Raw genomic sequence first — 23,500 nt, 5'->3', positions numbered from 1 at the left:
CACCCGCGCTCCTACTGCTCGACCTCGTACGCCTGCTTGTCGACGAGCTTGCCGTCCTTGAAGCAGAACCGGAAAACGGTATCGGTGGACAGTCCCGAGTCGTCCGACGACAGCAGTGCCAGACACTGAGCGCCCTCCGGCCTCTCCGGTCCCTTCCGGTCCAAGCCGTCGGTGAGGAAGCTCTCACCGTCGGGGAGCCGGCTGCGGACCGCCTCCTCCGGCTCGCCCACCTGCACCCTGTCGTAGTCGTCCCGGCTGATCATCGCGCTGCCCGCCGTGCCCAACAGCAGCACCACCCCGGCCCCGAGCACGATCACCAGCAGCACCACCGCCGCGAAGGCGATCCCGCAGCCCATCGCGATGCCCCCGGTCCGGCTGCGGCTCCGTACGGCCAGCTCCCGGTCCACCGCCGCCCAGTCCATCGGCGGCGCACCCGCGAGCCCCAGAGCCTGCGCCTGTGCCTGTGCCTGCTGCCCGAAGTCGTCGGCGATGTCCTCCACGCCCGCCGGCTCCGTCCCGTACGGCAGCACCCCGGCCACCCGGAACCCGCCGCCGTCGCTCGTGCCCGCGTGCACCATCCCGCCGACCAGCCGGGCCCGTTCGCGCAGCCCCGTCAGCCCCTGCCCGCCCGACACCACCTCGCCCGTGCCCGGCCCGGCCGCGGGCCCGTTGGCGATCTCCACCACCAGCGAGTCGTCCTCGTACCGCAGTTCCACCGAGATCGGCGCCCCCGGAGCGTGCTTGTACGCGTTGGTCAGCGCCTCCTGCACGATCCGGTACGCCGCGTGGTCGCACGCCGCGACCAGCGGCCTCGGCCGCCCCGCCGAGGTCATCCGTACGTCGGTCCCCGCGCTCCGCGCCGCCTCCACGATCCCGGCGATCCCGGCCACCCCGCGCGCCGCGCGGTGGGCCTCCTCGACGGGCACCGGCGCCTCGACCCCGTCCCGCATGATCCCGACCACCTCGCGCAGCTCGTGCATCGCCGCGACCGAGGCCTGCCGCAGCACCCCCACGGTCTCGCGCTGGCGGTCGGTGAGCTGCGGATCCACCTCCAGGGCGCCGGTGTGCACGGAGATCAGTGCCAGCTGGTGGCCCAGGCTGTCGTGCATGTCCTGGGCGATCCGCTGGCGCTCGCGCAGCCGGGCCTGCCCGGCGACCATCGCGCGCTCCCGCATCAGCTGCCCGTTGCGCTCCTGGAGCGCCTGCAGCAGGGTCCGGCGCTGCGACCAGTAGCGGCTGGCCAGACCCGGCATCACCGTCATCGCGAGGAACATCAGCGTGGAGAAGACGATCACCAGGACGGGCCGCTTGTCGGACCACGCCTGAAGCACCCCGAAGCCGACCGAGGCGAGGAAAGCCAGCGTGAATGCGGTCAGCGCCCGCCCCACCCCGACGATCCGGCGCCCCGCCGACCAGCCCAGCAGGATCATGACCAGGAACGAGCCGGGCAGGAACGGGGACACCGCCGCCGCCGCGACCAGGGTCGCCGCCGGCAGGCGGCGCCGCAGCAGCGTGAGCAGCACCACAGCCGCGGCGCTGCCGATCATCCGCTGCACGCTGCCGTTGTCGAGCTCCTCGACCCCCAGGCCGAGCAGCACGATCAGCCCGGCGATCACCAGGTCACCCGCCAGCATCCGCCGGGTCCACGGCTCGGGGCCCGTCAGCCAGTCCCAGCCCGCCCGCATCCTCGCCGTCGCATCCACGCGACCGACCCTAGACACCCGCACTCCCGCCCGGCCGCCCTCTTTCGTCGCGCCCTGCGTGACGAAAGTCGTACGGCCGACACCGCGGCCGTTCCGGTCACGACCCCCAACTCCCGGCACATGGCCCGGAATCGGCCCGCCGGCGGTCGGCAAGGACGACCCGCTCGAGATCAACACCCCACCAGGGCACGGGAAAAGCGAAACGGCCGCCATCGCTTTCGCGATGACGACCGTTTCGTCGATGTGGGCGAGGGGGGATTTGAACCCCCACGTCCCGAAGGACACTGGCACCTGAAGCCAGCGCGTCTGCCGTTCCGCCACTCGCCCGAGCAGCTCCCCAGTGGATCTTCCCTTTTCGGTCCGTTCCCCTGGCGACGTCGAAACATTAGCACGTGGGACGGGGTGGATTCACATCGCTTTCCCCGCCCCCGACGACCCGGCTCCGAATGCCCCTCCCGCACCGCACGTCCGGTGCGGGACACTGTCCCCTGAGCACCCCTACGATCCCTTGTGAGGACCAACACTCCTGCGCATGGGACCCAGGGGGAACCAGCCGAATCCGCCACGCGTGGATACGATCAGTAAGCAGTACAGGGCGACAACGACGGAGGAGGTGCCCCATGGGAGTCCTGAAGCGGTTCGAGCAGCGACTCGAAGGTCTGGTGAACGGCACCTTCGCCAAGGTGTTCAAGTCCGAGGTCCAGCCCGTCGAGATCGCCGGGGCGCTCCAGCGCGAGTGCGACAACAACGCGACGATCTGGAACCGCGAGCGGACCGTTGTCCCCAACGACTTCATCGTCGAGCTCAGCGTCGGCGACTACGAACGCCTGAGCCCCTACTCCGGGCAGCTCGGCGACGAGCTCGCGGGCCTCGTCCGCGACTACGCCAAGCAGCAGCGCTACAGCTTCATGGGCCCGATCAAGGTCCAGCTGGAGAAGGCCGACGACCTCGACACCGGGCTCTACCGGGTCCGCAGCCGTACGCTCGCCTCCAGCACCTCCCAGGCGCAGCCGGCGGCCCCCCCGAACCAGCAGGGCGGCTACGGCTACCCTCCGGTCGCCGCACCGCCGATGCCGGCAGGACCGCCCCCGGGCGGTCCGGCCGCGCGCCGGCCGGGCGCCGGCGGGCCGGCCCCCGTACCGACCGGGGGCGCCACCCGGCGCCACTGGATCGAGATCAACGGCACCCGCCACCAGATCTCGCGCCCCACGCTCGTACTCGGCCGAAGCACCGAAGCCGACGTGCGGATCGACGACCCCGGCGTCTCGCGCCGGCACTGTGAGATCCGGACCGGAACGCCCTCGACGATCCAGGATCTCGGGTCCACCAACGGCATCGTGGTGGACGGGCAGCACACCACCCGCGCTACGCTCCGCGACGGCTCGCGGATCGTCGTGGGCAGCACCACCATCATTTACCGGCAAGCCGAAGGGTGAAGCGGGGGCAATGTCAGAGCTGACCCTGACGGTCATGCGGTTGGGTTTCCTGGCCGTTCTGTGGCTGTTCGTCATCGTGGCCGTCCAGGTCATCCGCAGCGACCTCTTCGGTACGCGCGTCACGCAGCGCGGCTCGCGCCGCGGCAGCGCCGCGTCCGGAGCGCCGGCGCAGGCCGGAGGCCGGCAGACCGCCGCGCCGCCGCAGCAGCGCCAGCGCCGCGGAGCGCCTACCAAGCTCGTCGTCTCGGAGGGCACCCTCACGGGCACCACCGTTGCCCTGGCGGGCCAGACGATCACGCTCGGCCGGGCACATGACTCCACGATCGTGCTGGACGACGACTACGCGTCCAGCCGCCATGCCAGGATCTACCCCGACCGTGACGGCCAGTGGATCGTCGAGGATCTCGGGTCCACCAACGGCACGTATCTCGACCGGACCCGGCTGACCACCCCGACGCCCATTCCGCCGGGCGCCCCGATCCGCATCGGCAAGACCGTCATCGAGCTGCGGAAGTAGTACGAGAATGAGCGAGCGGAGCGAGCGAGCCGCGGCAGTCCGGCCCATCCAGGACCCGGACCCGAGCGCGCTCCCGACCGGAGGGTGGGCAGTGTGGCTCGAGACCGGTTGTACCCGGAGGAATCGACTGGGCAGGTGCGCATGAGTCTGTCCCTGCGGTTCGCCGCCGGATCCCACAAGGGCATGATCCGCGAGGGCAACGAGGACTCCGGCTATGCCGGGCCCCGTCTCCTCGCCGTCGCCGACGGCATGGGCGGCCAGGCCGCCGGCGAGGTCGCGAGCTCCGAGGTGATCTCCTCCCTCGTGCAGCTCGACGACGACGTCCCGGGCTCCGACATCCTCACTTCGCTCGCCACTGCCGTGCAGCGCGCGAACGACCAGCTGCGCGTCATGGTCGAGGAGGACGCCCAGCTCGAGGGCATGGGCACCACCCTGACCGCGCTCCTGTGGACCGGTCAGCGCCTCGGACTCGTCCACGTCGGCGACTCCCGCGCCTACCTGCTCCGCGACGGCGTCCTCACGCAGATCACCCAGGACCACACCTGGGTGCAGCGCCTCGTCGACGAGGGCCGCATCACCGAAGAGGAAGCCACCACCCACCCGCAGCGCTCGCTCCTCATGCGGGCGCTCGGCAGCGGTGACACCGTCGAGCCCGACCTCTCGATCCGCGAGGTCCGCACCGGCGACCGCTACCTCATCTGCTCCGACGGCCTGTCCGGCGTCGTCTCGCACCAGACCCTGGAAGAGACGCTCGCCGGCTACCACGGCCCCCACGAGACCGTGCAGGCGCTGATCCAGCTCGCCCTGCGCGGCGGCGGACCGGACAACATCACCTGCATCGTCGCGGACGTCCTCGACACCGACAGCGGCGACACCCTCGCCGCCCAGCTGAACGACACCCCGGTCATCGTCGGCGCGGTCGCCGAGAACCAGCACCAGCTCTTCGACGGCAACGCCATGCAGACCCCGGCGGGCCGCGCCTCCGGCCTGGGCCGCCAGGCCCCCCCGCCGGCCGGTGCCTTCGGGCCCCCCGGCAGCGGCGAGGCCCCCGGCTACGGATACCCCGACCAGAGCCAGGGCGGCGGCGCGTACGGCAGCTTCGGCGAACCCGACCCGTACGACGACGACTCCCGCTACGACGACACGTACGACCACCCCCGCCGGCGCCGCAGCAAAGGGCGCAAGTGGACCACCCGCACCCTGATCCTGCTGATCGTCGCGGGTGTCGTCGGAGGCGGCCTCTACGCCGCCCACCGCTGGACCCAGACCCAGTTCTACATCGGCGTCAAGGGCGAGCACGTCGCGCTGTTCCGCGGCATCAGCCAGAACCTCGGCCCGCTGGAGCTCTCCAAGGTGGAGACCGACCACACCGACATCGAACTGAAGTACCTTCCGCCCTTCAAGCGCAAGCTGGTCGAGGCCACCATCACCGAGACCAGCCTCGACGGCGCCCGTCAGAAGATCGACGAACTCGGCGCCCAGGTCACCGCCTGCAAGAAGGACGAGGACCGCCGCGCCGCGGAAGCGCAGAACCCACCAGCACCCGGCCCCAGCCTGACTCCCACGGAGCAGTCGCTGGTCGGCCTCTGCGGCAAGCAGTAGTAGACACCCGCGGGCACAGGGGGCCTGCCACACCATGAGCGTTGTCACCAACACGACCACCATCGGCGCCATCGAGCTGCCGAGCCGGCGGAACACCGAGCTCCTGCTGCTCGTTTTCGCCGTGGTCATCCCGATCTTCGCCTACGCCAACGTGGGCCTGGCGATCCACGGCGAGCTGCCTCCCGGCATGGTCGCGTACGGGGGCGGCCTCGCCGTCCTCGCCGGCATCGCGCACCTCGTGGTGCGCCGCTACGCGAAGTACGCGGACCCGCTGCTGCTGCCGATCGCGACACTGCTCAACGGGCTCGGCTGCGTCCTGATCTGGCGGCTCGACCAGTCCGAGCGGCTGCAGAACCTGGCCAAGCGCAGCTTCGGCCACTTCTCCGAGTCGGCCCCCCGCCAGATGATGTACACCGCGGTGGCCATCGCCCTGTTCGCCGGCGTACTGCTGCTGCTCAAGGACCACCGCACCCTGCAGCGCTTCACGTACATCTCCATGGCCGCCTCGCTGGTCCTGCTGATCCTCCCGGTCGTCCCGGGCCTCGGCGCCGACGTCTTCGGCGCGAAGATCTGGATCAGCGTGGGCGGCTTCTCCATCCAGCCCGGTGAGTTCGCGAAGATCGTCATCGCGATCTTCTTCGCCGGCTACCTGATGGTGAAGCGCGATGCGCTCGCCCTGGCCAGCCGCCGCTTCATGGGCCTCTACCTGCCGCGCGGCCGCGACCTCGGCCCCATCCTGATGATCTGGGCGGTAAGCCTGCTCGTCCTCGTCTTCGAGAACGACCTCGGCACCTCCCTGCTCTTCTTCGGCATGTTCGTGATCATGCTGTACGTGGCCACCGAGCGCACCAGCTGGATCGTCATCGGCCTGGTCATGAGCGTGGCCGGCGCCGCCGTCGTCGGCGCGACCGCCAGCCACGTCAAGGTCCGTGTCACCGCCTGGCTCGACCCCTTCGCCTGCTACTCCAAGTCGGGCGCGTGCGAGCAGGTCGGCCAGTCGATCATGAGCTTCGGCTCCGGCGGGGTCCTCGGCACCGGCTGGGGCCAGGGCAACTCCGACCTCATCGGATTCGCCGCCAACTCCGACTTCATCTTCTCCACGGTCGGCGAGGAGCTCGGCCTCGCGGGCGTCATGGCCTTCCTCCTGCTCTACGGCCTGATCATCGAGCGCGGCGTGCGCACCGCCCTCGCCGCCCGCGACCCCTTCGGCAAGCTCTTCGCCATCGGCCTTTCCGGCGCCTTCGCCCTGCAGATCTTCGTGGTCGCCGGCGGCGTCATGGGCCTCATCCCCCTGACCGGCATGACCATGCCCTTCCTCGCGTCCGGCGGTTCGTCCGTCCTCGCGAACTGGGCCCTCATCGGGATCCTCATCCGGATCAGCGACACCGCACGCCGCCCCGCCCCGGCCCCGGCGCCGTCCCCCGACTCCGAGATGACCCAGGTGGTCCGCCCGTCATGAACAAGCCCCTGCGCCGCATCTCGATCTTCTGCGGGCTGCTCGTCCTCGCCCTGCTGATCCGGACCAACTGGCTCCAGTACGTCCAGGCCGAGGAACTCAGTACCCGCAAGGAGAACCGCCGGGTCCAGATCGCCCAGTACGCCACCCAGCGCGGCAACATCATCGTCGCGGGCGGCCAGGCCATCACGGGCTCCACCGCCACCAACGGCAGCGACTACAAGTACAAGCGGGTCTACAACAATGGCGCGCTCTGGGCACCGGTAACCGGTTACGCCTCCCAGGCCTTCGGCTCCACCCAGCTGGAGTCCCTGGAGGACAAGATCCTCACCGGCAACGACGACCGGCTGTTCTTCGACCGCACCATCGGCATGTTCACCGGCGAGAAGAAGGCCGGCGGCAACGTCGTCACCACGCTGATGCCGGATGCCCAGCAGGCCGCCTTCGACCAGCTCGGCACCAGGACGGGCGCCGTCGCCGCGATCGACCCGCGCACCGGCGCCATCCTGGCCCTGGTCAGCACCCCGTCGTACGACCCGTCCAGCTTCGCCGGCAACTCCAAGACCGACGAGAAGGCCTGGGTCGAGCTGAAGGACAGCGCGGAGAAGAAGCTCGTCAACCGCGCCCTGCGCGAGACCTACCCGCCCGGCTCGACCTTCAAGGTCGTCACCGCCGCGGCCGCGCTGGAGCACGGCGTGGTCACCGACATCAACGCGCCGACGGACACCCCCGAGCCGTTCCTGCTGCCGACGACCAAGACCCCGATGGTCAACCACGCCAAGGGCTGCGAGAAGGCGCCCCTCAACTTCGCGCTCCAGGTGTCCTGCAACTCGGTCTTCGCCAACGTCGCCGACAAGGTGACGAAGGACAAGATGCTGGAGACCGCGCAGAAGTTCGGCTTCAACAACGACAAGATCGACACCCCGGTCCGGGCGTTCGCCAGCGTCTACGACAAGAACATGGACCGGCCGAGCAACTCGCTCTCCGCGATCGGCCAGTACAACACCGCCGCCACCCCGCTCCAGATGGCGATGGTCGCCGCGGCCGTCGCCAACGACGGCAAGCTGATGAAGCCGTACATGGTCGACCAGCTCACCGCCCCCAACCTCGACGTCATCGAGAAGCACGAACCGCAGGAGATGAGCCGCCCGCTCTCCCCCGCCAACGCGCAGAAGCTCCAGCAGATGATGGTCAACGTCGTCGAGAACGAGAACGGCACCGGCGGCAAGGCCAAGATCAAGGGCGTCACCGTCGGCGGCAAGACCGGCACCGCCCAGCACGGCGAGAAGAACGCCAAGCGCCCCTACGCCTGGTTCATCTCCTACGCCAAGACCGACAAGGGCTCCCCGGTCGCCGTCGCCGTCGTCATCGAGGACAGCGAGGCCGACCGCGAGGACATCAGCGGTGGCGGCCTCGCCGCCCCGGTCGCGAGGGCCGTCATGGAAGCCGTCCTGAAGAACCAGGGCTGACGGGGGAGCGCAAAGGCCGACAGGGGCGCAAGGGCCGAACTGGAGTGATCCACATCACTGTTCCCGCCCGGATCCGAGCGTACGGTACCGGTCCGGTATCAGCCTGTGGTCACGAACCGATCACCGACGATCGGCCGGTAGCCTTTGCGCGAACAGCACACCGCCGGACCACACACGGGTGCGGTCGGGACTGACGGAGAGGGCTGCAACGTTATGGAAGAGCCGCGTCGCCTCGGCGGCCGGTACGAGCTGAGCCACGTGCTCGGCCGCGGTGGCATGGCCGAGGTCTACCTCGCCCACGACACCCGGCTCGGCCGTACCGTCGCCGTCAAGACCTTGCGCGCCGATCTCGCCCGCGACCCGTCCTTCCAGGCCCGGTTCCGGCGCGAGGCCCAGTCGGCCGCGTCGCTGAACCACCCGGCGATCGTCGCCGTCTACGACACCGGCGAGGACTACGTCGACAACATCTCCATCCCGTACATCGTGATGGAGTACGTCGACGGTTCCACCCTGCGTGAGCTCCTGCACTCCGGCCGCAAGCTGCTGCCCGAGCGCACCCTGGAAATGACCATCGGCATCCTCCAGGCCCTCGAGTACTCGCACCGCGCCGGCATCGTCCACCGCGACATCAAGCCCGCCAACGTGATGCTCACCCGCACCGGCCAGGTCAAGGTCATGGACTTCGGCATCGCCCGCGCCATGGGCGACTCCGGCATGACCATGACGCAGACCGCGGCCGTCATCGGCACCGCCCAGTACCTCTCCCCGGAGCAGGCCAAGGGCGAGCAGGTCGACGCACGCTCCGACCTCTACTCCGCGGGCTGCCTGCTGTACGAACTCCTCAGCGTCCGGCCGCCGTTCATCGGCGACTCCCCGGTCGCCGTCGCGTACCAGCACGTACGGGAGGAACCCCAGCCGCCGTCGAACTTCGACCCCGAGATCACGCCCGAGATGGACGCGATCGTGTTGAAGGCGCTGGTCAAGGACCCCGACTACCGCTACCAGTCCGCCGACGAGATGCGTGCCGACATCGAGGCCTGCCTCGAGGGCCAGCCCGTGGCCGCGGCCGCCGCCATGGGCGCCCCCGGGTACGGCTACCCCGACCAGGGCCACGGCTACGGACACCAGGGCTACGACCAGCCCACCACCGCCCTGCGCGCCGCCGACTCCGGCCAGACCTCCATGCTCCCGCCGATGCCCCCGGGTGAGGGCGGCTACGGCTACGGGGACCAGGGCCAGGGCGGCTACGACCAGGGCGGCCACGGCCGCCGCCAGCAGAAGAAGAGCAAGGCCTCGACGATCCTGCTGGTCACGGCCGGCATCCTCGTCCTGGTCGGCGCCATCCTCATCGGCCGCTCCCTCTTCAGCGGCGGCGCCGACAACCGGCCCAGCGTGCCCAAGCTCATCGGCGTGACCCTCGAGCAGGCGCAGAAGACCGGCGACAACGTCGGCCTCAAGGTCGAGAAGGAAGCCGACGAGGCCTGCGACAACCAGCCCAAGGGCAACATCTGTTCGCAGAACCCGGAGCCCGACACCAAGGTCGCCAAGGGCTCCACGGTCAAGGTCAAGGTCTCCTCGGGCCCCGGGGAGGTCGCCGTGCCCGACGTCCTCAACGTGAAGTTCGAGGACGCGGAGAAGGCGCTCAAGGACAAGGGCTTCGCGGTCGAGAAGAAGACCCAGGAGTCCGACCGGACCGCCGGCACCGTCCTGGACCAGACCCCGAAGAGCGGCGGCAAGGCCGCGAAGGGCTCGACCGTCACGCTGACCGTCGCCAAGGAGCAGTCGAAGGCCGAGATGCCGGACCTCCTCGGGAAGACCAGGGAGGCAGCGGTCAAGGCTCTGAACGACGCCAAGCTCAAGCTGGGCAGCGTGACAGAGGTCGACTCTCCCGGTGCCCCGCCGAAGACGATCGTCCAGCAGCAGTTCCAGGCGGGCGAGCAGCTCGCCGTGGGCACGACGGTCAACGTCCAGATCGCCAAGGCCGGCCAGAACACCCAGGTCCCGCAGCTGATCACCAAGACCGTCGCCCAGGCCAAGGCGGACCTCGCGAGCCGGGGCCTGAGCCTCCAGGTCATCGCGGGTCCGACGGACGACAAGGCGATCATCGTGCAGACCGATCCGCCGGCGGGCACGCCCGTCGAGGCGGGCCGGGTCATCAACGTCCAGACGGTGGCCGGCCAGCAGGACGGCGGCAACAACAACGGCGGGACGTTCTTCGGCGGCCTGACGGGCGGCCGGCGCTAGCCGACGGCCCGTTCCACGCGGAGACGCACGAAAGCCCCTGTGAGCGGCCTCAGAGCCGCTCACAGGGGCTTTCCCGTGTCCGCGTGGGCTCAGGTCCGGGTCAGCGCAGCTCCGCCGGGAGCGTGCGCTTCGCGTCCACCTTCTCCGTGCGCACCAGCTCGCCCCACACGACGTACCGGAACTTCGACGTGTACACCGGCGTGCAGGTCGTCAGGGTGATGAAACGGCCCGGAGCCGTCCGCCCCGACTCCTTCGGGACCGCCGAGATCACGTCCACGTTGTACTTCGAGGTCTGGCGCAGCTCCGCGAAGACCTTGTACACGTACCAGGTGTCCCGCGTCTCGAAGACGACCGCGTCGCCGTTCTTCACCTCGTCGATGTTGTGGAACTTCGCCCCGTGCCCGTCCCGGTGCGCCGCCAGCGAGAAGTTCCCCGACGGCTCCCACGGCAGGGCCGCCTTGACCGGGTCGGTGTAGTACCCGGCCACGCCGTCGTTGAGGACGTCCGGCGCCGTGCCCCGCTTGACCAGGACCTCGCCGTTCTTCATCGCCGGCACGTGCAGGAAGCCGATGCCGTCCATGGTGTCCAGCGCCCCCGGCGCCGCGGGCGCGTTCGCCCCCGGGGCGCTCTGCCACTGCCGGCGGACGTCGTCGCCGCGCGCCGAGGCCTGCCGGTCCGCGAGGACGTTCGTCCACCACAGCGAGTACGCGACGAACAGGCCCAGCACCAGGCCCACGGTGATCAGGAACTCGCCCAGCAGGCTCAGGAACCCGGCGAGCACACTGCGGCTCTGATGGGGCGGCGGTGCGGCACGTGACACTGCTTGTTCGTCCTTACGGGCTGGTCAGCGCGGGCGGAGCACCCTGGCTGCGGGGGCGTTCACCGGTCATCCTGCCCCATACGATCATCCGGTAGGTGCTCGTGAACTCCGGGGTGCAGGTCGTCAGCGTGATGTACCGGCCCGGGGAGGTGAAACCCGACCCCTCCGGCACCGGTTTGATCACCGACACGTTCGTCGGCGGTGTCTGCGCCAGTGCCGAGGTGATCTCGTACGTGTAGTACGCGTCCCGCGTCTCGACCACGACCGGGTCGCCCGGCACCAGGCGGTTGATGTAGCGGAACGGTTCGCCATGGGTGTTGCGGTGGCCCGCCAGTGCGAAATTGCCCTGCTGGTCGGCCGGCATCGCCGTCTTCAGCGTGCCGTCCGCGTAGTGCCCGACCATCCCCTTGTCGAGCACCTTCGGCTTGCTGATCCCCTCCGCCACCGGCACCTTCACGTCCAGCTTCGGGATGTACAGGATCGCGAACCCCTGCCCCGGCTCGAACGCCGAGACGGGCGGCGCGGCGGCCCCGCCCGGGTCCCGCTCCCAGGTCTGGCGCAGCGAGCCCGCCGCCCCGTTCGCCGTACGCTCCGCCAGCACGTTCGTGTACCAGAGCTGGTAGGCGACGAACAGCAGCATCACCACGCCCAGCGTGATGAACAGCTCCCCGGCGAGCCGGCTCGCGACGACCACCGGGCCGCCTGACACGGGCCGCCTGCGCCGCCGTCCGCCCCGCCTCCGCGAGCGCTTCGCGGCCTCCTGAGCTGCCCTGCGCCGCGCGGCCCGGCCCTCCGTGGGCGCGGACGGCGCGACCGCGGTCACGCGACGGCCTTGCCCACCACCGGGGCCAGCCCCACCGAGCGGTCGACGGCCCCCGCGTCACCGCAGCGCACCAGCCAGTTCGCGAGCATCCGGTGGCCCCACTCGGTCAGCACCGACTCGGGGTGGAACTGCACGCCCTCGACGTCGTGCTCCCGGTGCCGCAGCCCCATGATGATCCCGTCCTCGGTGCGCGCGGTGACCTCCAGCACGTCCGGCAGGGTCCCCGGCTCGGCCGCGAGCGAGTGGTAGCGGGTCGCGGTGAACGGCGAAGGCAGCCCCTCGAAAACGCCGAGGCCCCCGTGCACCACCGGCGAGGTCTTCCCGTGCAGCAGCTCGGGCGCCCGGTCCACGACGCCGCCGTACGCCACGGCCATGGACTGCATGCCCAGGCACACGCCGAAGACCGGGACCCCGGTATCGGCGCAGTGGCGAACCATGTCGATGCAGACGCCCGCCTGCTCCGGCGTTCCCGGCCCGGGCGACAGCAGCACGCCGTCGAAGCCGTCCTGCGCGTGGGCGAGCTCGACCTCGTCGTTGCGCAGCACCTCGCACTCGGCGCCGAGCTGGTACAGGTACTGGACCAGGTTGAAGACAAAGCTGTCGTAGTTGTCGACAACCAGAATGCGCGCGCTCACGGAGTGGCTCCCGATCCTTCGTCCACCGTTACGTCGTTGAACGGGAGGAGCGGCTCGGCCCACGGGAAGACGTACTGGAACAGCACGAAGACCACCGCGAAGACCAGTACGAGGGAGATCAGCGCGCGAATCCACGCGTTGCCCGGCAGATGCCGCCAGATCCAGCCGTACATGCCGTCTGTTTCCTTATCCGTCCACGAACAACCCACCGCACCGCGGGGGCGGTACGCAAACAGACTAAAGGCAGCGGCCCGGCCCGGTGGGTCAGCCCGGCAAACCCTCCGGGCGGCCCTGGGCGACCGTCCGGGTCTGGGTCAGCTCCGCCCACACGACCAGCCGGTGGCTGTGGCCCCATTCCGGATCGCAGGTCGTCAGCGTCAGGTACCGTCCGGGGCCCGTGAACGGCGACCTGCGCGGCACCGGGTCGACCACCCCGACGTCGGTGGGCAGCGTGCGCAGCGGCTCGCTGCGGACCGTGTACGTGTACCAGGCCGCCGCGTCCTTGAGGATCACGGCGTCGCCGGGGCGCAGCTCGGGGAAGTCCTTGAAGGGGTCGCCGTAGGTCCGCCGGTGGCCCGCCACCGAGAAGTTCCCGGTGCCGCCGAGGCGGGCCGTGCCCGCGTAGTGGCCGAGGCCCTTCTTCAGCAGTTCCGTACCGGTGCCCTCCAGGACCGGCTTGTTCCAGTCCGGGCCGAAGCGCGGGATGTACATCTCGGCGAAGGCCTGGCCCGGTGCGTATCCGGGACCGTCCTGCGCGGGCCGGGATGGCGCGGGCTGCGGGGCGGCCGGGCTCGCGGGCGGGCTCACGGCCGGGGTGGGTGCGGCGGCCGCGGGGGCGGCGGCCGAGGCCCAGCGGTCGCGCATCCGGGCCATTTCCCCGTCCATGGCCCGGTCGGCCCTGACCCCGGTCCACAGCAGGACGTACGCGACGAAGAGCACGATCAGCGTGCCCGCCGTCAGGCACACCTCACTGAAGGTCCGCACCACCAGGCGCAGTACGACGTCACGGCGTACTGGTCGCGGAAGATGCATCCAGCGGCTTCGCATGGTGGAGGTCCACTGTGCCGGAGTACCCCGGAAGTGTCAGCTCCTTGTGCTCGTCCACTTTCCAGCCGAGCCCGTACGCCGACACATACAGCTGGTAGTTCTGCAGGGCCGGGGAGGACGCGAGCGCCTTGCGCAGCGCGGCCGGGTCGCCGACCGCCGTCACCTTGTACGGGGGCGAGTAGACCCGGCCCTGGAGGATGAGCGTGTTGCCCACGCAGCGCACCGCGCTGGTGGAGATCAGCCGCTGGTCCATGACCTGGATGCCCTGGGCGCCGCCCTGCCACAGGGCGTTCACCACGGCTTGGAGGTCCTGCTGGTGGATCACCAGGTCGTTGGGCTGAGGCTCGGGCACGTTGGGGATGCGGGCCGTGGCATTCGGCGGGGCGTCGTTCAGGGTGACCGTGAGGCCCTTGCCGGACAGCGGCTCGGTGCCGGAGGCGACACGCAGGGCGGCCAGTTTGGCGTCCTCCGCCTTGGTGCTGCCGTCGTCACGCTCTGCGAGGGCGTCCACCCGGCTGCGGACGGCCGCGGTGCTCTGCTCGAGCAGCGCATTGTTCTGGCTGCGCTCGTGGATGAGGTCCGAGAGCTTGAGGAGCGAGGCGTCCGTCCGGATGTTCGTACCCTTGGACGTGTTGAAGCTGGTGACGAAGATGAGGCCGGCCAGAGCGAAAACGGCGGCCGTCAGCAGCCGGACCGGTCTGGCCCGGCGACGGGGACCCACGGAGGAGTCGTCGGAATTGCTCAACGTACCCTTCTCCTTCAACGCCACAGGTCCACTACGCTAACGGACGCCCGGGGCAGGCAAGGTCCCCAGCGCATCGACAGGAGAGCCCCTCGTGCCGAAGTCACGTATCCGCAAGAAGGACGACTACACGCCGCCGCCGGCGAAGCAGACGCAGACCATCAGGCTGACCAACCGCAGCTGGGTCGCCCCGGTCATGCTGGCGTTCTTCCTGATCGGTCTCGCGTGGATCGTCGTCTTCTACGTGACCGAGACCCAGCTGCCGATCGAGGCACTGGGCAACTGGAACATCGTGGTCGGTTTCGGCTTCATCGCGGCGGGGTTCGGCGTCTCCACGCAGTGGAAGTAGCCGGGCCCGGTCCGAGCGTCGGCAAGCACAGGCGCACCGGGTCCGACAAGCTCTCCCCATGAGTTATCCACAGCGTCATCCACACCTGAGGAAAAGACAGAAGATCTGTGGATAACCCTGTGGAGTGTTGACGCCGGTGTGATCAGGTGAGTTCGGCCGTACGGATCAGGACCACCGCCGCTGCCAGCAGGAATGCCGCCACACAGGTCCCCCACTGGACGAGCGTGCGCTTCCTGCCGGCGGCCGGTCCCACCATGCCCAGACCGACCAGCAGGCCGGTCACCAGGCCGCCGATGTGGGCCTGCCAGGACACGGACAGGCTGCCGCCGAAGGGCACGAAGGTCAGCACCAGCATGAGCACGACCATGGTGATCACCGGCCGCATCTCGTAGCGCAGCCGGCGCACCAGGACGACGGTGGCGCCGAGCAGGCCGAAGATGGCACCGGAGGCGCCGAGGGTCGGCGTGTTCGGGGCGGTCAGCAGATAGACGAGGGCGCTTCCGCCCAGGCCCGACACCAGGAAGACGGCGAGGTAGCGGGCCCGGCCCAGGGCCGCTTCCAGCGGGCCGCCGATCACCCACAGGGCCAGCATGTTGCCCGCGATGTGCCACCACTCCACGTGCAGGAACACCGAGGTCAGCAGCCGGTGGTACTGGCCGGTGGAGACGCCCTCGACGGGGCCGCCGAAGTACTCGACGTACCGCCCGAGCAGCTCCAGCTGGACGACGACGGCCGGCGCGAGCTGGCCCACCAGGAACAGCGCGACGTTGATCCCGATGAGGATCTTGGTGACGAGGTGGGGATCGGTGGCCACCACCCCGCCCGCCACGGTGCGCGGCGCGTTCGCGGCCGGGCCGTGGCCGGTGCCGGAGCCGTCACGGACGCATTCGGGGCACTGGAAGCCGACCGAGGCGCTGATCATGCACTCGGGGCAGATGGGCCGCTCGCAGCGCGTGCAGCGGATCCCCGTGTCGCGGTCCGGGTGGCGGTAGCAGCCCGGCAGACGGTCGGTGTCCATCGGTCCCCTCGATCAGCGGCGGGGCAGGGGGTGCACCCCGCCGGTCCGGTACACATCCAGTACGGACGGGCGGGGCGGAAAGGTTCCCGGGGCGCGGCCGCCAGGGCCGCTGCGGCAGCCGAGGCCGTGCGGTCAGCGCTTCTCGACGACGACGGACTGGATGATCACATCGTCGAGGGGGCGCTCGGTGCGCGGGTTCGTCCGCAGGCCGGCAATGTCGTCGACGATCTTCTGGCTGGACTTGTCGGTGACCTCGCCGAAGATGGTGTGCTTGCGGGTCAGCCAGGCGGTGGGGGCGACGGTGATGAAGAACTGGGACCCGTTGGTGCCCGGACCGGCGTTGGCCATGGCGAGCAGGTACGGCTTGGTGAAGGCCAGGTCGGGGTGGAACTCGTCGGCGAACCGGTAGCCCGGGCCGCCGGTGCCGTTGCCGAGCGGGTCGCCGCCCTGGATCATGAAACCGCTGATGACGCGGTGGAAGACGGTGCCGTCGTACAGCGGATCGGTGGTCTTCTGGCCGTCGGTGGGGCGGGTCCATTCGCGGGCGCCCGTGGCCAGCTCCACGAAGTTCTTGACCGTCTTCGGGGCGAAGTTCGCCAGCAGCTCGATCTCGATGTCGCCGTGGTTGGTCTTCAGGGTGGCGTAGAGCTTCTCGGCCACGGATCTGCCTTCCATAGTCATCACTGTCGGTTCCAGATCCTCCCACGGAGGGCTGCACGGCACAGAAATCCTCCACCCGTATGCCCTGTCACGCATGCCGCTCGGCGGTATGGCAGGCATGATCCGACAAAGGGTGGAAAGGTGAACTGTGTCCGCCACCGAGGAGGAGGATCCTGTGACCCGCAAGGACAGCGTGCACCTGGCCGCCGAAAGCGCCAGGGAATCGGCGAGGCACGCAGCGGAAGCGGTGGCGCCGTACGCAGCAGCCGCCAGGGAAGCCGCCGTGCACTACGCGACCGAGGCGAACGAGCGGCTGGCACCGAAGGTCTCGTACGCTACCGCCGAGGCGGCCCGGCAGGCCCGTACGGCGTACGACGAGCATCTGCACCCGAGGATGAGGGCGGCCCGCACGCACGTGCCCCCGAACGTGGACCGGGCGGCGACGATGGCCGTGCACCACACGCGCCGCGCGGCTCGGCAGGCGGCCGACTACACGCAGCCGAGGTTCGAGAGCGCGCTGGCGGCGGCCCAGCCGGTGGCCGAAGAGGCCGCGTCACGGTCGACGGCGGCCCTGGCGGCGCTGCGCGGCCAGGTGTCGGCCAAGGAAGTGCAGAAGCTGGTCAGGCGCAACGAGCGGCGGGCCTGCACCGGCCGGGCGTTCAAGTGGGTGGCGGTGGTCGGCGTCGTGGCCGGCGCCGCGTACATGGCGTGGCGCTGGTGGGACCAGCAGTCGAACCCGGACTGGCTCGTCGAGCCGCCGGCGGCCACGGAGCTGTCCCGGGACCGTGAACAGGCCAGCTTCGACGACGAGCTGGCGGCGAAGGAGCGCGAGGCCGGGTCGGGCCCGGCGGACGAGAACCCGATGTAGACGGCAGGCGAGAGGGCCCGGATCCGGTGGATCCGGGCCCTCTCGCCTGCCCGACCGCCTAGCGGGGAAGGGTGAGCACCTGCCCCGGGCGGATCAGTTCGGGGTTGGAGCCGATGACACCCCTGTTCATGGCGTAGAGCTCGCGCCAGCGGGCCTCGTTGCCCAGCTCCCGGCGGGCGATCGAGGAGAGCGAGTCGCCCGCCCGCACGGTGTACATGAGCTGCGCGGCGGCCGGCGCGGGCCCCGCTGCCGGAGCCGCGGGAACCGCCTTGTGCGCGGCGGACGACGGGGTCGGGGTGTACGGCGAGTGGGGCGCCGCGGCGGGCTTCGGCGGAACCGGTGCGGCCTTCGGCGGAGCCGCGGCGGCCATCCGCTCGGCGGCGGCCTTGGTGGCCGAGACGGCGTCGCTGTACTTCGACGCGTAGTCGGCGGACGAGGCCGCCGCTGCCTTCTCGGCGGCCTCGTGTTTCTTCTTGTCGGACTTGAGGAAGTCGAAGAGTCCCATGTCTGTACGCCTCCGGCGGTGGTGTCGCCCCCTGGCTCGGTGCCTTCCCCCACTGTCGGACAGGAGCGGCCGCCCGGCCCTGTGACGGCGCCAACCGGGGGACACCGGGCCCGCCCGCCGGCGGGCCGCCGGGCTGCTGCCGGGCTGTTACTGTCCCCGGATGCCCGAGCTCATCTTCCCCTCCCCCCGGCTGCACGCCTCCTGGCTCGCCGCCCGCGAGGAATGGGGTCCCGACGCCCACATGGACGGAGCCGGCCTCGGCTCCGACGACGACGTCGACAGCGCCGAGGGCTTCGCCGCCTGGACCGAGCGGCTGCGCGGGTACGGGGACCGCACACTCCCGGTCGAGCAGGGCCGCGTCCACGCCACGTACTGGTGGATCGCCGAGGACGACACCTATCTGGGCGCCATCGACCTGCGCCACTACCTGAACGGGTTCCTCCTCGACGCCGGCGGCCACATCGGCTACGGCGTGCGGCCCTCCGCCCGCCGCCGCGGCCTGGCCGGCTGGGCCCTGCGCGCGGTCCTGCACGAGGCCCGGATCATGGGAATGGACCGGGTCCTGCTGACGTGCGACCCGGACAACGCGGGGTCCGTGCGCACGATCGAGCGCGGCGGCGGCGTCCTCGAGGACGTCCGGGAGACGCTCATCGGCCCCAAGCGCCGCTACTGGATCGACCTCTAGCAGCGGCCGCGCGCGGTCGGCCCCACCACGCACGAAGAGGCCCCCTGACCGGCGTTTCCGCTGGCCAGGGGGCCTCTGATGCTGTGGAGCTTAGGAGATTCGAACTCCTGACATCTGCCTTGCAAAGGCAGCGCTCTACCAACTGAGCTAAAGCCCCGAAACGGTGGACGCGACCCGCTCCCGCGAAGAAGTGGCCGTTCCGCAGAACAGAGTACCGGGTGTACCCCCGCATCTCGCAAAATGATAGGGACTCCCGCCCTGCGACCACTCTCCGTAAGATGCTCGCGAGGTTCGCACCAGCGAAGTAGGGGAGTAGTAAGAGTGGACGCTGTACAGCAAGAGGCCACGGCCAGAGCCCGGGAGCTTCAGCGCAGTTGGTACGGGGAGCCGCTCGGCGCCCTCTTCCGCCGACTCATAGATGACCTCGGCTTGAACCAGGCCCGCCTCGCTGCCGTCCTTGGCCTGTCCGCGCCCATGCTCTCCCAGCTGATGAGCGGCCAGCGGGCCAAGATCGGGAACCCGGCCGTCGTCCAGCGCGTCCAGGCGCTCCAGGACCTCGCGGGCCAGGTGGCGGACGGAAGCGTCAGCGCGGCCGAGGCCACCGACCGGATGGACGAGATCAAGAAGACCCAGGGAGGCTCCGTCCTCAGCAACAGCGGCCAGACCACGACCGGTTCCGGCGCGCCCACCGTCAAGCGCGTCGTCCGGGAGATCCAGTCGCTGCTGCGCTCGGTCTCCGCGGCCGGCGACATCATCGATGCGGCCGAGGCCCTCGCCCCCAGCCATCCGGAACTGGCAGAGTTCCTCCGGGTCTACGGCGCGGGCCGTACCGCGGACGCGGTCGCCCACTACGAGTCGCACCAGAACTGACACGACGGACGGGTACGGGGGACGGGCGCAGCGATGGGTGAGATCTTCGCCGGCCGGTACGAGCTGATCGATCCGATCGGCCGCGGCGGCGTGGGCGCCGTGTGGCGGGCCTGGGACCACCGGCGCCGCCGGTACGTCGCCGCCAAGGTCCTCCAGCAGAGCGACGCCCACACCCTGCTGCGGTTCGTACGGGAGCAGGCGCTGCGCATCGACCACCCGCACGTGCTGGCCCCGGCCAGCTGGGCGGCGGACGACGACAAGGTCCTGTTCACGATGGACCTCGTCGCCGGCGGTTCCCTGGGCCACGTGATCGGGGACTACGGGCCGCTGCCGCCCCGATTCGTGTGCACGCTGCTCGACCAGCTCCTGTCGGGGCTGGCCGCGGTGCACGCGGAGGGTGTCGTCCACCGCGACATCAAGCCGGCCAACATCCTGATGGAGGCCACGGGAACCGGGCGGCCCCACCTGCGGCTGTCCGACTTCGGCATCTCGATGCGCAAGGGCGAGCCCCGGCTCACCGAGACCAACTACGTGGTGGGCACGCCAGGTTATTTCGCCCCCGAACAACTGCTGGGCTCCGAACCCGACTTCCCCGCGGACCTCTTCGCCGTCGGGCTGGTCGCCCTGTACCTCCTCCAGGGCCGCAAGCCCGATTCCCAGGCCCTGGTGGAGTACTTCCTCGCCCATGGCACCCCGGGCGCCCCCGAGGGCGTCCCCGCGCCGCTCTGGGACGTCATCGCGAGCCTCCTGCAGCCGGACCCCCAGAGCCGGTTCCGGACCGCCACAGGGGCCCGCAAGGCCCTTGCCGAGGCCGTGGAGCTGCTCCCGCCGCCCGCGCCGGACGAGGACCCGGTGGAGGTGTTCGACCAACTGGGCCCGCTCCCCGCCGGTTTCGGCCCCCAGGGTCCCCAGAGCACGGCTGCGGTGACCCCCGAGGCGCCCACGGCGGCAGCAGTGCCGGTGCAGCCGTCCGGTGCCCCGCCGACGGCGGCAACGACCGCGACGGCGCGGTCCGAACCCACCCGTGCCGATCCCCGCGGCACGGTCGCGACGGCCCAGGCCTCCCCGTACGCCGCTTCCCCCGCCTCCCCGTACGCGGCCTCACCGTACGCGGCCTCCCCGTACGCGGCCTCCCCGTACGCGGTCCCGGCCGACGGGACCGGCACCGGCAGCTTCCACCTCGCGCCGCCGGAGCCGCCGGCCGTCCCGCACCCGGCGGCCCCTGCCCCGCCGCCCGCCCGGCCCGGCGGCATCGCCCCGCCACCGCCGAAGGTCACCGTCGGGATCCTGGTCGCCGCGCTGCTCTGCTTCGCCGTGGGCGTCTGGGCGCTGACCGGGGTCTGAGGGCCCCAGGGGGTACTAAGCGGTCTCGGGGAAGTGGGGTGCGTTTCCGCGTCGTGCGGTGCGGTGGATCGCACGGCGGAGCGGCGCCCCCGTACCGGGCGTACTCGGGTGCCGCGACAACGCGGCGAGGTGCCGTGCCGGGCTGCGCGGGGGCGTGCCCCACTTCCCCGAGACCGCTTACGCGCTCCTGCCCCGCCGGGCCAGCAGGATCCACCCGCCGAGAACGAGCAGCAGCGCCGTCCCGGTGCCGAAGCCCGCGCCGGCCACCACCCGCATCACCGAGCGGTTGCCGGCCGACTCCGTGGCCTCGGGGGCGGTGAGCCCGTCCTTGGCCGCGGCCAGGTCGTCGGCGCCGACCCCGAATCCGGCGGCGGTCAGGCTCTCCTTGTACGCGGGCGCCTTGGCCGGGCCGCCGGTGACGTCCATGCGCAGGGTCAGCGGCACGGGGCTCGCGTCCTCGGTGAACTCGGCGACCTTCCCGCCCAGGGTCACGGCAATGTAGTACCAGCCGGCCACCCGGGCCCCGCCCGCCTCGCCGGTGTCCGAGAAGCGGTTCTCGTACGCCACCGGGGCCGCCTTCGGCAGGGTGACGCCCGCCTGCTTGCCGCTGTAGGAGATGTCCTTGTCCGTGACCAGGCTCCGGTACGGGCTGTAGAGCGAGACGCTGAGCCCGTTGGAGGCGGACCCGTACGACTTGGTCATCCTGGCGTCGGCCAGCTCGGCGCTGAGCCCCAACTGCTGCCCCCAGTCCAGCGGTACCCGGTAGAAGCGGGTCTGCCCGGGCCGCAGGTCGTCACGCCAGACCCCGCTGCCCAGGGCGCGGGCGTCGTTGAAGCCGGTGCCGCCGGTCCGCGCCACCGGCTCGGTGCCGGGCAGCGTCGGCGAGGCCGAGGGCCAGACGCTGGGCGCGGTGGCGGGGGTGCTGCCCGTGGCGAGGCCGGGCTCGCGCTGGAGCAGGAGTTCCACCGGCCACGCGCTCCGGTCGGAGTCCTTGGCGGCGGTGCGGGTGACCTTGGCGAAGTAGACCCCGGCGCCCTGGCATTCGGCGTCCTCCTCGAGCCGCCGTACGGCGGCCGCGCCCAGCGGGACCGGGTCGTAGCCGAAGCCGGCCTGGCCCGGGTTGTTCGGGCAGCGCGCGCCCTCCTTGGTCATGATCGCGACCTCAAGGCGGTCGCCGTATCCGACCTTGGCCCCGCGCGGGGGCTGGAGCACCGCGGAGAAGTACACGCTGGAGGCGTCGTCGAGGTTGAGCCGGTAGACGCGCTCGCCCGGGGCCACGGTGTCCGTGTAGACCTGCCCGGCCGCCACGAGCGGGGCGTCCGCGCTGTTGGCCTGGCCCTCGATCTTCTTGGCGCCCGGGGCGCCTTGGTACACCGGCAGCGGCTGCGGGGGCGCCGTGGCGGCCTGCACCGCCCCCGGCAGGCCCACGGCCAGCCCCAGGGCCGCCGCCCCCACCAGCACCGTCTTCCGTACCCGAGCCATCACGCCCACCCCGATTTTGCTAGCGCAAGCCAAATCTTTGCATAACGTAACTTTTTGTCACAGAACAGCACAAAGCCCCGGCCGCAGCGGCAGCCGGGGCTTCATGAGATCAGCTTTCGGTCTCACACACCGGAACCGGAAGGCACGGAGTCAGTTGCCTCCGTCCACAGGTCCTGCTCGGCGCGGTCCGCCTGGATCTGGCGGTACACGAGGAGCCCGCCGATGGCGGCCAGTGCGACCAGGAGCAGCTTCTTCACCGCGCGACCTCGTCTTTCGTTGACGTTGGGGACTTCTGACGGCCAACAATACACACGCACCGATACCGTTCGGTGACCTGGGAAGGCCTCAACTGGCCCTACGACGAAGACCCCCAGGCCATGGGCCTGGGGGTCTTCGACACTGTGGGGCTAACAGGATTTGAACCTGTGGCCTCATCCTTATCAGGGATGCGCTCTAACCAACTGAGCTATAGCCCCATCCGCGCTGCGCGCTGACTCCTGAAGATTAGCGCACAGACACGGTCACGCCAAAATCCGTTCCCCGGGGGCGTCCCCGCAGGTCATTCGGCGGTCACTCGTCCTCGGCGAGCGTGAGCTCCACACCGCCGACGAAGCCCGCCGACAGGTTGTAGATGAACGCGCCGAGCGTCGCCAGAGCCGTCGCCAGCACCACGTCGATCACCGCGATGACCGACGTGAAGATCAGAACGCGCGGCAGCGACAGGAACGACTGGAGGTCGAAGCCGTTGCTCTCGTTCGACCCGGTCGCCTCGCTGATGGTTCCGCCGACGGTCGAGAAGACGCCCATGGCGTCCATGACCATCCACAGCACCACCGACGCCACGATGGTGCAGACGCCCAGCGCGATCGACAGCAGGAAGCTGACCTTCATCACCGACCACGGGTCGGCCTTGGCCACCCGCAGCCGCGCCTTGCGCGTCCTGGGCGTCGTACGGGCCCCCGTACGCGGCTTGCGCTGCGCACCGGCGTCCCCGGCACCCCGCGGCGCGCCGGGGCCCGGGGGCGCCGCGTAGGCCTGCGGCGGGTGGTACGGCTGCTCCGGCTGCTGGCCGGCCGCGGCCTTCTCCTGCTTCGGCTTGCGGGTGTCCGTCACGGTTCTCCCCCTGCCCTCGGCGGACGCGCCCTCACCGGGGGAGTCCGCGGCGGGGCCACGGGCACCGTCGTCCCCAGTCCTGGCCGGTCCGGCGCCCGTGGCTCCACTCACG

General features: G+C 70.7%; 23 protein-coding genes, 3 tRNA genes and 1 pseudogene. 11 read left to right on the top strand and 16 right to left on the bottom strand.

From position 1 onward, the window contains the following. Positions 1 to 11 precede the first annotated feature (11 nt). Entirely contained in the window at positions 12 to 1,685 is a 1,674-nt protein-coding gene (locus tag AB0M76_RS01530) for a histidine kinase (RefSeq protein WP_365951372.1), read from the bottom strand. 262 nt (positions 1,686 to 1,947) lie between these two features. Then, positions 1,948 to 2,030, bottom strand: a tRNA-Leu gene (locus AB0M76_RS01525). Positions 2,031 to 2,323: 293 nt separating this feature from the next. Here AB0M76_RS01525 and AB0M76_RS01520 point away from each other — a divergent pair. The 6 genes from AB0M76_RS01520 to pknB all read left to right on the top strand — a co-directional run bounded on the left by AB0M76_RS01520 (position 2,324) and on the right by pknB (position 10,427). After that, entirely contained in the window at positions 2,324 to 3,139 is an 816-nt protein-coding gene (locus AB0M76_RS01520) for a DUF3662 and FHA domain-containing protein (protein ID WP_365950968.1), read from the top strand. A gap of 10 nt (positions 3,140 to 3,149) precedes the next feature. Beyond that, positions 3,150 to 3,656, top strand: a complete 507-nt coding sequence (locus tag AB0M76_RS01515) for an FHA domain-containing protein (protein ID WP_266627537.1) — start codon at positions 3,150 to 3,152, stop codon at positions 3,654 to 3,656. A 141-nt stretch (positions 3,657 to 3,797) separates the two neighbouring features. Next, complete coding sequence (locus tag AB0M76_RS01510) at positions 3,798 to 5,258, top strand: PP2C family serine/threonine-protein phosphatase (RefSeq protein ID WP_365950967.1); 1,461 nt, start codon at positions 3,798 to 3,800, stop codon at positions 5,256 to 5,258. A gap of 34 nt (positions 5,259 to 5,292) precedes the next feature. After that, the gene (locus AB0M76_RS01505) at positions 5,293 to 6,717 is read left to right on the top strand and encodes an FtsW/RodA/SpoVE family cell cycle protein (RefSeq protein ID WP_365950966.1); all 1,425 of its coding nucleotides are present in this window, start codon (positions 5,293 to 5,295) and stop codon (positions 6,715 to 6,717) included. Beyond that, positions 6,714 to 8,183, top strand: a complete 1,470-nt coding sequence (locus tag AB0M76_RS01500) for a penicillin-binding protein 2 (protein ID WP_365950964.1) — start codon at positions 6,714 to 6,716, stop codon at positions 8,181 to 8,183. The genes AB0M76_RS01505 and AB0M76_RS01500 overlap by 4 nt, the downstream gene beginning before the upstream one ends. Positions 8,184 to 8,396: 213 nt before the next feature. Beyond that, a complete protein-coding gene (pknB, locus tag AB0M76_RS01495; RefSeq protein ID WP_365950963.1) occupies positions 8,397 to 10,427 on the top strand; it encodes a Stk1 family PASTA domain-containing Ser/Thr kinase in 2,031 nt (676 codons plus the stop codon). Between the two features lie 100 nt (positions 10,428 to 10,527). Here the strand turns inward: pknB and AB0M76_RS01490 are convergent, their stop codons facing one another. The 6 genes and pseudogenes from AB0M76_RS01490 to AB0M76_RS01465 form a co-directional block, all read right to left on the bottom strand. Next, positions 10,528 to 11,247, bottom strand: a complete 720-nt coding sequence (locus AB0M76_RS01490) for a class E sortase (RefSeq protein WP_365950962.1) — start codon at positions 11,245 to 11,247, stop codon at positions 10,528 to 10,530. A gap of 13 nt (positions 11,248 to 11,260) precedes the next feature. Further along, positions 11,261 to 11,944: pseudogene (locus AB0M76_RS01485) on the bottom strand (class E sortase); the annotation flags it as partial. Between the two features lie 122 nt (positions 11,945 to 12,066). Beyond that, a complete protein-coding gene (locus AB0M76_RS01480) occupies positions 12,067 to 12,705 on the bottom strand; it encodes an aminodeoxychorismate/anthranilate synthase component II (RefSeq protein ID WP_365950961.1) in 639 nt (212 codons plus the stop codon). Further along, positions 12,702 to 12,878 carry a hypothetical protein gene (locus tag AB0M76_RS01475; RefSeq protein ID WP_030292686.1) on the bottom strand — a complete coding sequence of 59 codons (177 nt, stop codon included), beginning with the start codon at positions 12,876 to 12,878 and terminating at the stop codon, positions 12,702 to 12,704. The genes AB0M76_RS01480 and AB0M76_RS01475 overlap by 4 nt, the downstream gene beginning before the upstream one ends. A gap of 91 nt (positions 12,879 to 12,969) precedes the next feature. Continuing rightward, the gene (locus AB0M76_RS01470; RefSeq protein WP_365950960.1) at positions 12,970 to 13,737 is read right to left on the bottom strand and encodes a class E sortase; all 768 of its coding nucleotides are present in this window, start codon (positions 13,735 to 13,737) and stop codon (positions 12,970 to 12,972) included. Continuing rightward, on the bottom strand, positions 13,709 to 14,497 hold the full coding sequence (locus AB0M76_RS01465) for a DUF881 domain-containing protein (RefSeq protein WP_365950959.1): 789 nt from the start codon (positions 14,495 to 14,497) through the stop codon (positions 13,709 to 13,711). Before AB0M76_RS01465 ends, AB0M76_RS01470 begins: the two co-directional genes overlap by 29 nt. A gap of 91 nt (positions 14,498 to 14,588) precedes the next feature. Between AB0M76_RS01465 and crgA the strand changes: the two genes are divergently transcribed. Continuing rightward, positions 14,589 to 14,843 (top strand): cell division protein CrgA, encoded by a 255-nt coding sequence (gene crgA / locus AB0M76_RS01460; RefSeq protein WP_365950958.1) that lies wholly within the window; start codon positions 14,589 to 14,591, stop codon positions 14,841 to 14,843. Between the two features lie 142 nt (positions 14,844 to 14,985). Here the strand turns inward: crgA and AB0M76_RS01455 are convergent, their stop codons facing one another. Together AB0M76_RS01455 and AB0M76_RS01450 are read right to left on the bottom strand one after the other, a co-directional pair. Continuing rightward, a complete protein-coding gene (locus AB0M76_RS01455) occupies positions 14,986 to 15,861 on the bottom strand; it encodes a rhomboid family intramembrane serine protease (protein ID WP_365950957.1) in 876 nt (291 codons plus the stop codon). 132 nt (positions 15,862 to 15,993) lie between these two features. Beyond that, positions 15,994 to 16,521: a peptidylprolyl isomerase gene (locus AB0M76_RS01450; RefSeq protein ID WP_365951371.1), complete on the bottom strand. Its 528-nt coding sequence runs from the start codon at positions 16,519 to 16,521 to the stop codon at positions 15,994 to 15,996. Between the two features lie 175 nt (positions 16,522 to 16,696). On the opposite strand from AB0M76_RS01450, the gene AB0M76_RS01445 reads away from it, so the two are divergent. Then, positions 16,697 to 17,389, top strand: a complete 693-nt coding sequence (locus AB0M76_RS01445; RefSeq protein WP_365951370.1) for a DUF5324 family protein — start codon at positions 16,697 to 16,699, stop codon at positions 17,387 to 17,389. Between the two features lie 58 nt (positions 17,390 to 17,447). On the opposite strand, the gene AB0M76_RS01440 is transcribed toward AB0M76_RS01445, so the two are convergent. After that, a complete protein-coding gene (locus AB0M76_RS01440; protein WP_365950956.1) occupies positions 17,448 to 17,894 on the bottom strand; it encodes a LysM domain-containing protein in 447 nt (148 codons plus the stop codon). A 160-nt stretch (positions 17,895 to 18,054) separates the two neighbouring features. On the opposite strand from AB0M76_RS01440, the gene AB0M76_RS01435 reads away from it, so the two are divergent. Next, positions 18,055 to 18,579, top strand: coding sequence for a GNAT family N-acetyltransferase (locus tag AB0M76_RS01435; RefSeq protein ID WP_365950955.1), 525 nt, complete (start codon positions 18,055 to 18,057; stop codon positions 18,577 to 18,579). An 84-nt stretch (positions 18,580 to 18,663) separates the two neighbouring features. On the opposite strand, the gene AB0M76_RS01430 is transcribed toward AB0M76_RS01435, so the two are convergent. Then, a tRNA-Ala gene (locus AB0M76_RS01430) sits at positions 18,664 to 18,736 on the bottom strand. 164 nt (positions 18,737 to 18,900) lie between these two features. Here AB0M76_RS01430 and AB0M76_RS01425 point away from each other — a divergent pair. Together AB0M76_RS01425 and AB0M76_RS01420 are read left to right on the top strand one after the other, a co-directional pair. Then, complete coding sequence (locus tag AB0M76_RS01425) at positions 18,901 to 19,449, top strand: DNA-binding protein (RefSeq protein ID WP_365950954.1); 549 nt, start codon at positions 18,901 to 18,903, stop codon at positions 19,447 to 19,449. 33 nt (positions 19,450 to 19,482) lie between these two features. Continuing rightward, entirely contained in the window at positions 19,483 to 20,793 is a 1,311-nt protein-coding gene (locus AB0M76_RS01420; protein ID WP_365950953.1) for a serine/threonine-protein kinase, read from the top strand. A gap of 177 nt (positions 20,794 to 20,970) precedes the next feature. On the opposite strand, the gene AB0M76_RS01415 is transcribed toward AB0M76_RS01420, so the two are convergent. The 4 genes from AB0M76_RS01415 to AB0M76_RS01400 form a co-directional block, all read right to left on the bottom strand. Continuing rightward, positions 20,971 to 22,275, bottom strand: a complete 1,305-nt coding sequence (locus AB0M76_RS01415) for a hypothetical protein (RefSeq protein WP_365950952.1) — start codon at positions 22,273 to 22,275, stop codon at positions 20,971 to 20,973. A 122-nt stretch (positions 22,276 to 22,397) separates the two neighbouring features. Further along, on the bottom strand, positions 22,398 to 22,532 hold the full coding sequence (locus AB0M76_RS01410) for a DLW-39 family protein (protein WP_208809277.1): 135 nt from the start codon (positions 22,530 to 22,532) through the stop codon (positions 22,398 to 22,400). A gap of 145 nt (positions 22,533 to 22,677) precedes the next feature. Beyond that, positions 22,678 to 22,751, bottom strand: a tRNA-Ile gene (locus AB0M76_RS01405). A gap of 94 nt (positions 22,752 to 22,845) precedes the next feature. Continuing rightward, positions 22,846 to 23,499 carry a DUF3566 domain-containing protein gene (locus tag AB0M76_RS01400; RefSeq protein ID WP_365950951.1) on the bottom strand — a complete coding sequence of 218 codons (654 nt, stop codon included), beginning with the start codon at positions 23,497 to 23,499 and terminating at the stop codon, positions 22,846 to 22,848. Between the last annotated feature and the right edge of the window lies 1 nt (position 23,500).

It is taken from the genome of Streptomyces sp. NPDC051364 (genome assembly GCF_040682115.1).
GTDB lineage: Bacteria > Actinomycetota > Actinomycetes > Streptomycetales > Streptomycetaceae > Streptomyces.
The sequence above is the reverse complement of the archived record's forward strand: the minus strand, read 5'-3'. Positions and strand labels throughout refer to the sequence as shown.

Excerpts from the sequence above, each read along its gene's own strand:
- AB0M76_RS01530 (WP_365951372.1), bottom strand. The coding sequence starts at position 1,685 with ATGCGGGCGGGCTGGGACTGGCTGACGGGCCCCGAGCCGTGGACCCGG.
- AB0M76_RS01520 (WP_365950968.1), top strand. The coding sequence starts at position 2,324 with ATGGGAGTCCTGAAGCGGTTCGAGCAGCGACTCGAAGGTCTGGTGAAC.
- AB0M76_RS01515 (WP_266627537.1), top strand. The coding sequence starts at position 3,150 with ATGTCAGAGCTGACCCTGACGGTCATGCGGTTGGGTTTCCTGGCCGTT.
- AB0M76_RS01510 (WP_365950967.1), top strand. The coding sequence starts at position 3,798 with ATGAGTCTGTCCCTGCGGTTCGCCGCCGGATCCCACAAGGGCATGATC.
- AB0M76_RS01505 (WP_365950966.1), top strand. The coding sequence starts at position 5,293 with ATGAGCGTTGTCACCAACACGACCACCATCGGCGCCATCGAGCTGCCG.
- AB0M76_RS01500 (WP_365950964.1), top strand. The coding sequence starts at position 6,714 with ATGAACAAGCCCCTGCGCCGCATCTCGATCTTCTGCGGGCTGCTCGTC.
- pknB (WP_365950963.1), top strand. The coding sequence starts at position 8,397 with ATGGAAGAGCCGCGTCGCCTCGGCGGCCGGTACGAGCTGAGCCACGTG.
- AB0M76_RS01475 (WP_030292686.1), bottom strand. The coding sequence starts at position 12,878 with ATGTACGGCTGGATCTGGCGGCATCTGCCGGGCAACGCGTGGATTCGC.
- AB0M76_RS01470 (WP_365950960.1), bottom strand. The coding sequence starts at position 13,737 with ATGCATCTTCCGCGACCAGTACGCCGTGACGTCGTACTGCGCCTGGTG.
- AB0M76_RS01455 (WP_365950957.1), bottom strand. The coding sequence starts at position 15,861 with ATGGACACCGACCGTCTGCCGGGCTGCTACCGCCACCCGGACCGCGAC.
- AB0M76_RS01440 (WP_365950956.1), bottom strand. The coding sequence starts at position 17,894 with ATGGGACTCTTCGACTTCCTCAAGTCCGACAAGAAGAAACACGAGGCC.
- AB0M76_RS01435 (WP_365950955.1), top strand. The coding sequence starts at position 18,055 with ATGCCCGAGCTCATCTTCCCCTCCCCCCGGCTGCACGCCTCCTGGCTC.
- AB0M76_RS01420 (WP_365950953.1), top strand. The coding sequence starts at position 19,483 with ATGGGTGAGATCTTCGCCGGCCGGTACGAGCTGATCGATCCGATCGGC.
- AB0M76_RS01415 (WP_365950952.1), bottom strand. The coding sequence starts at position 22,275 with ATGGCTCGGGTACGGAAGACGGTGCTGGTGGGGGCGGCGGCCCTGGGG.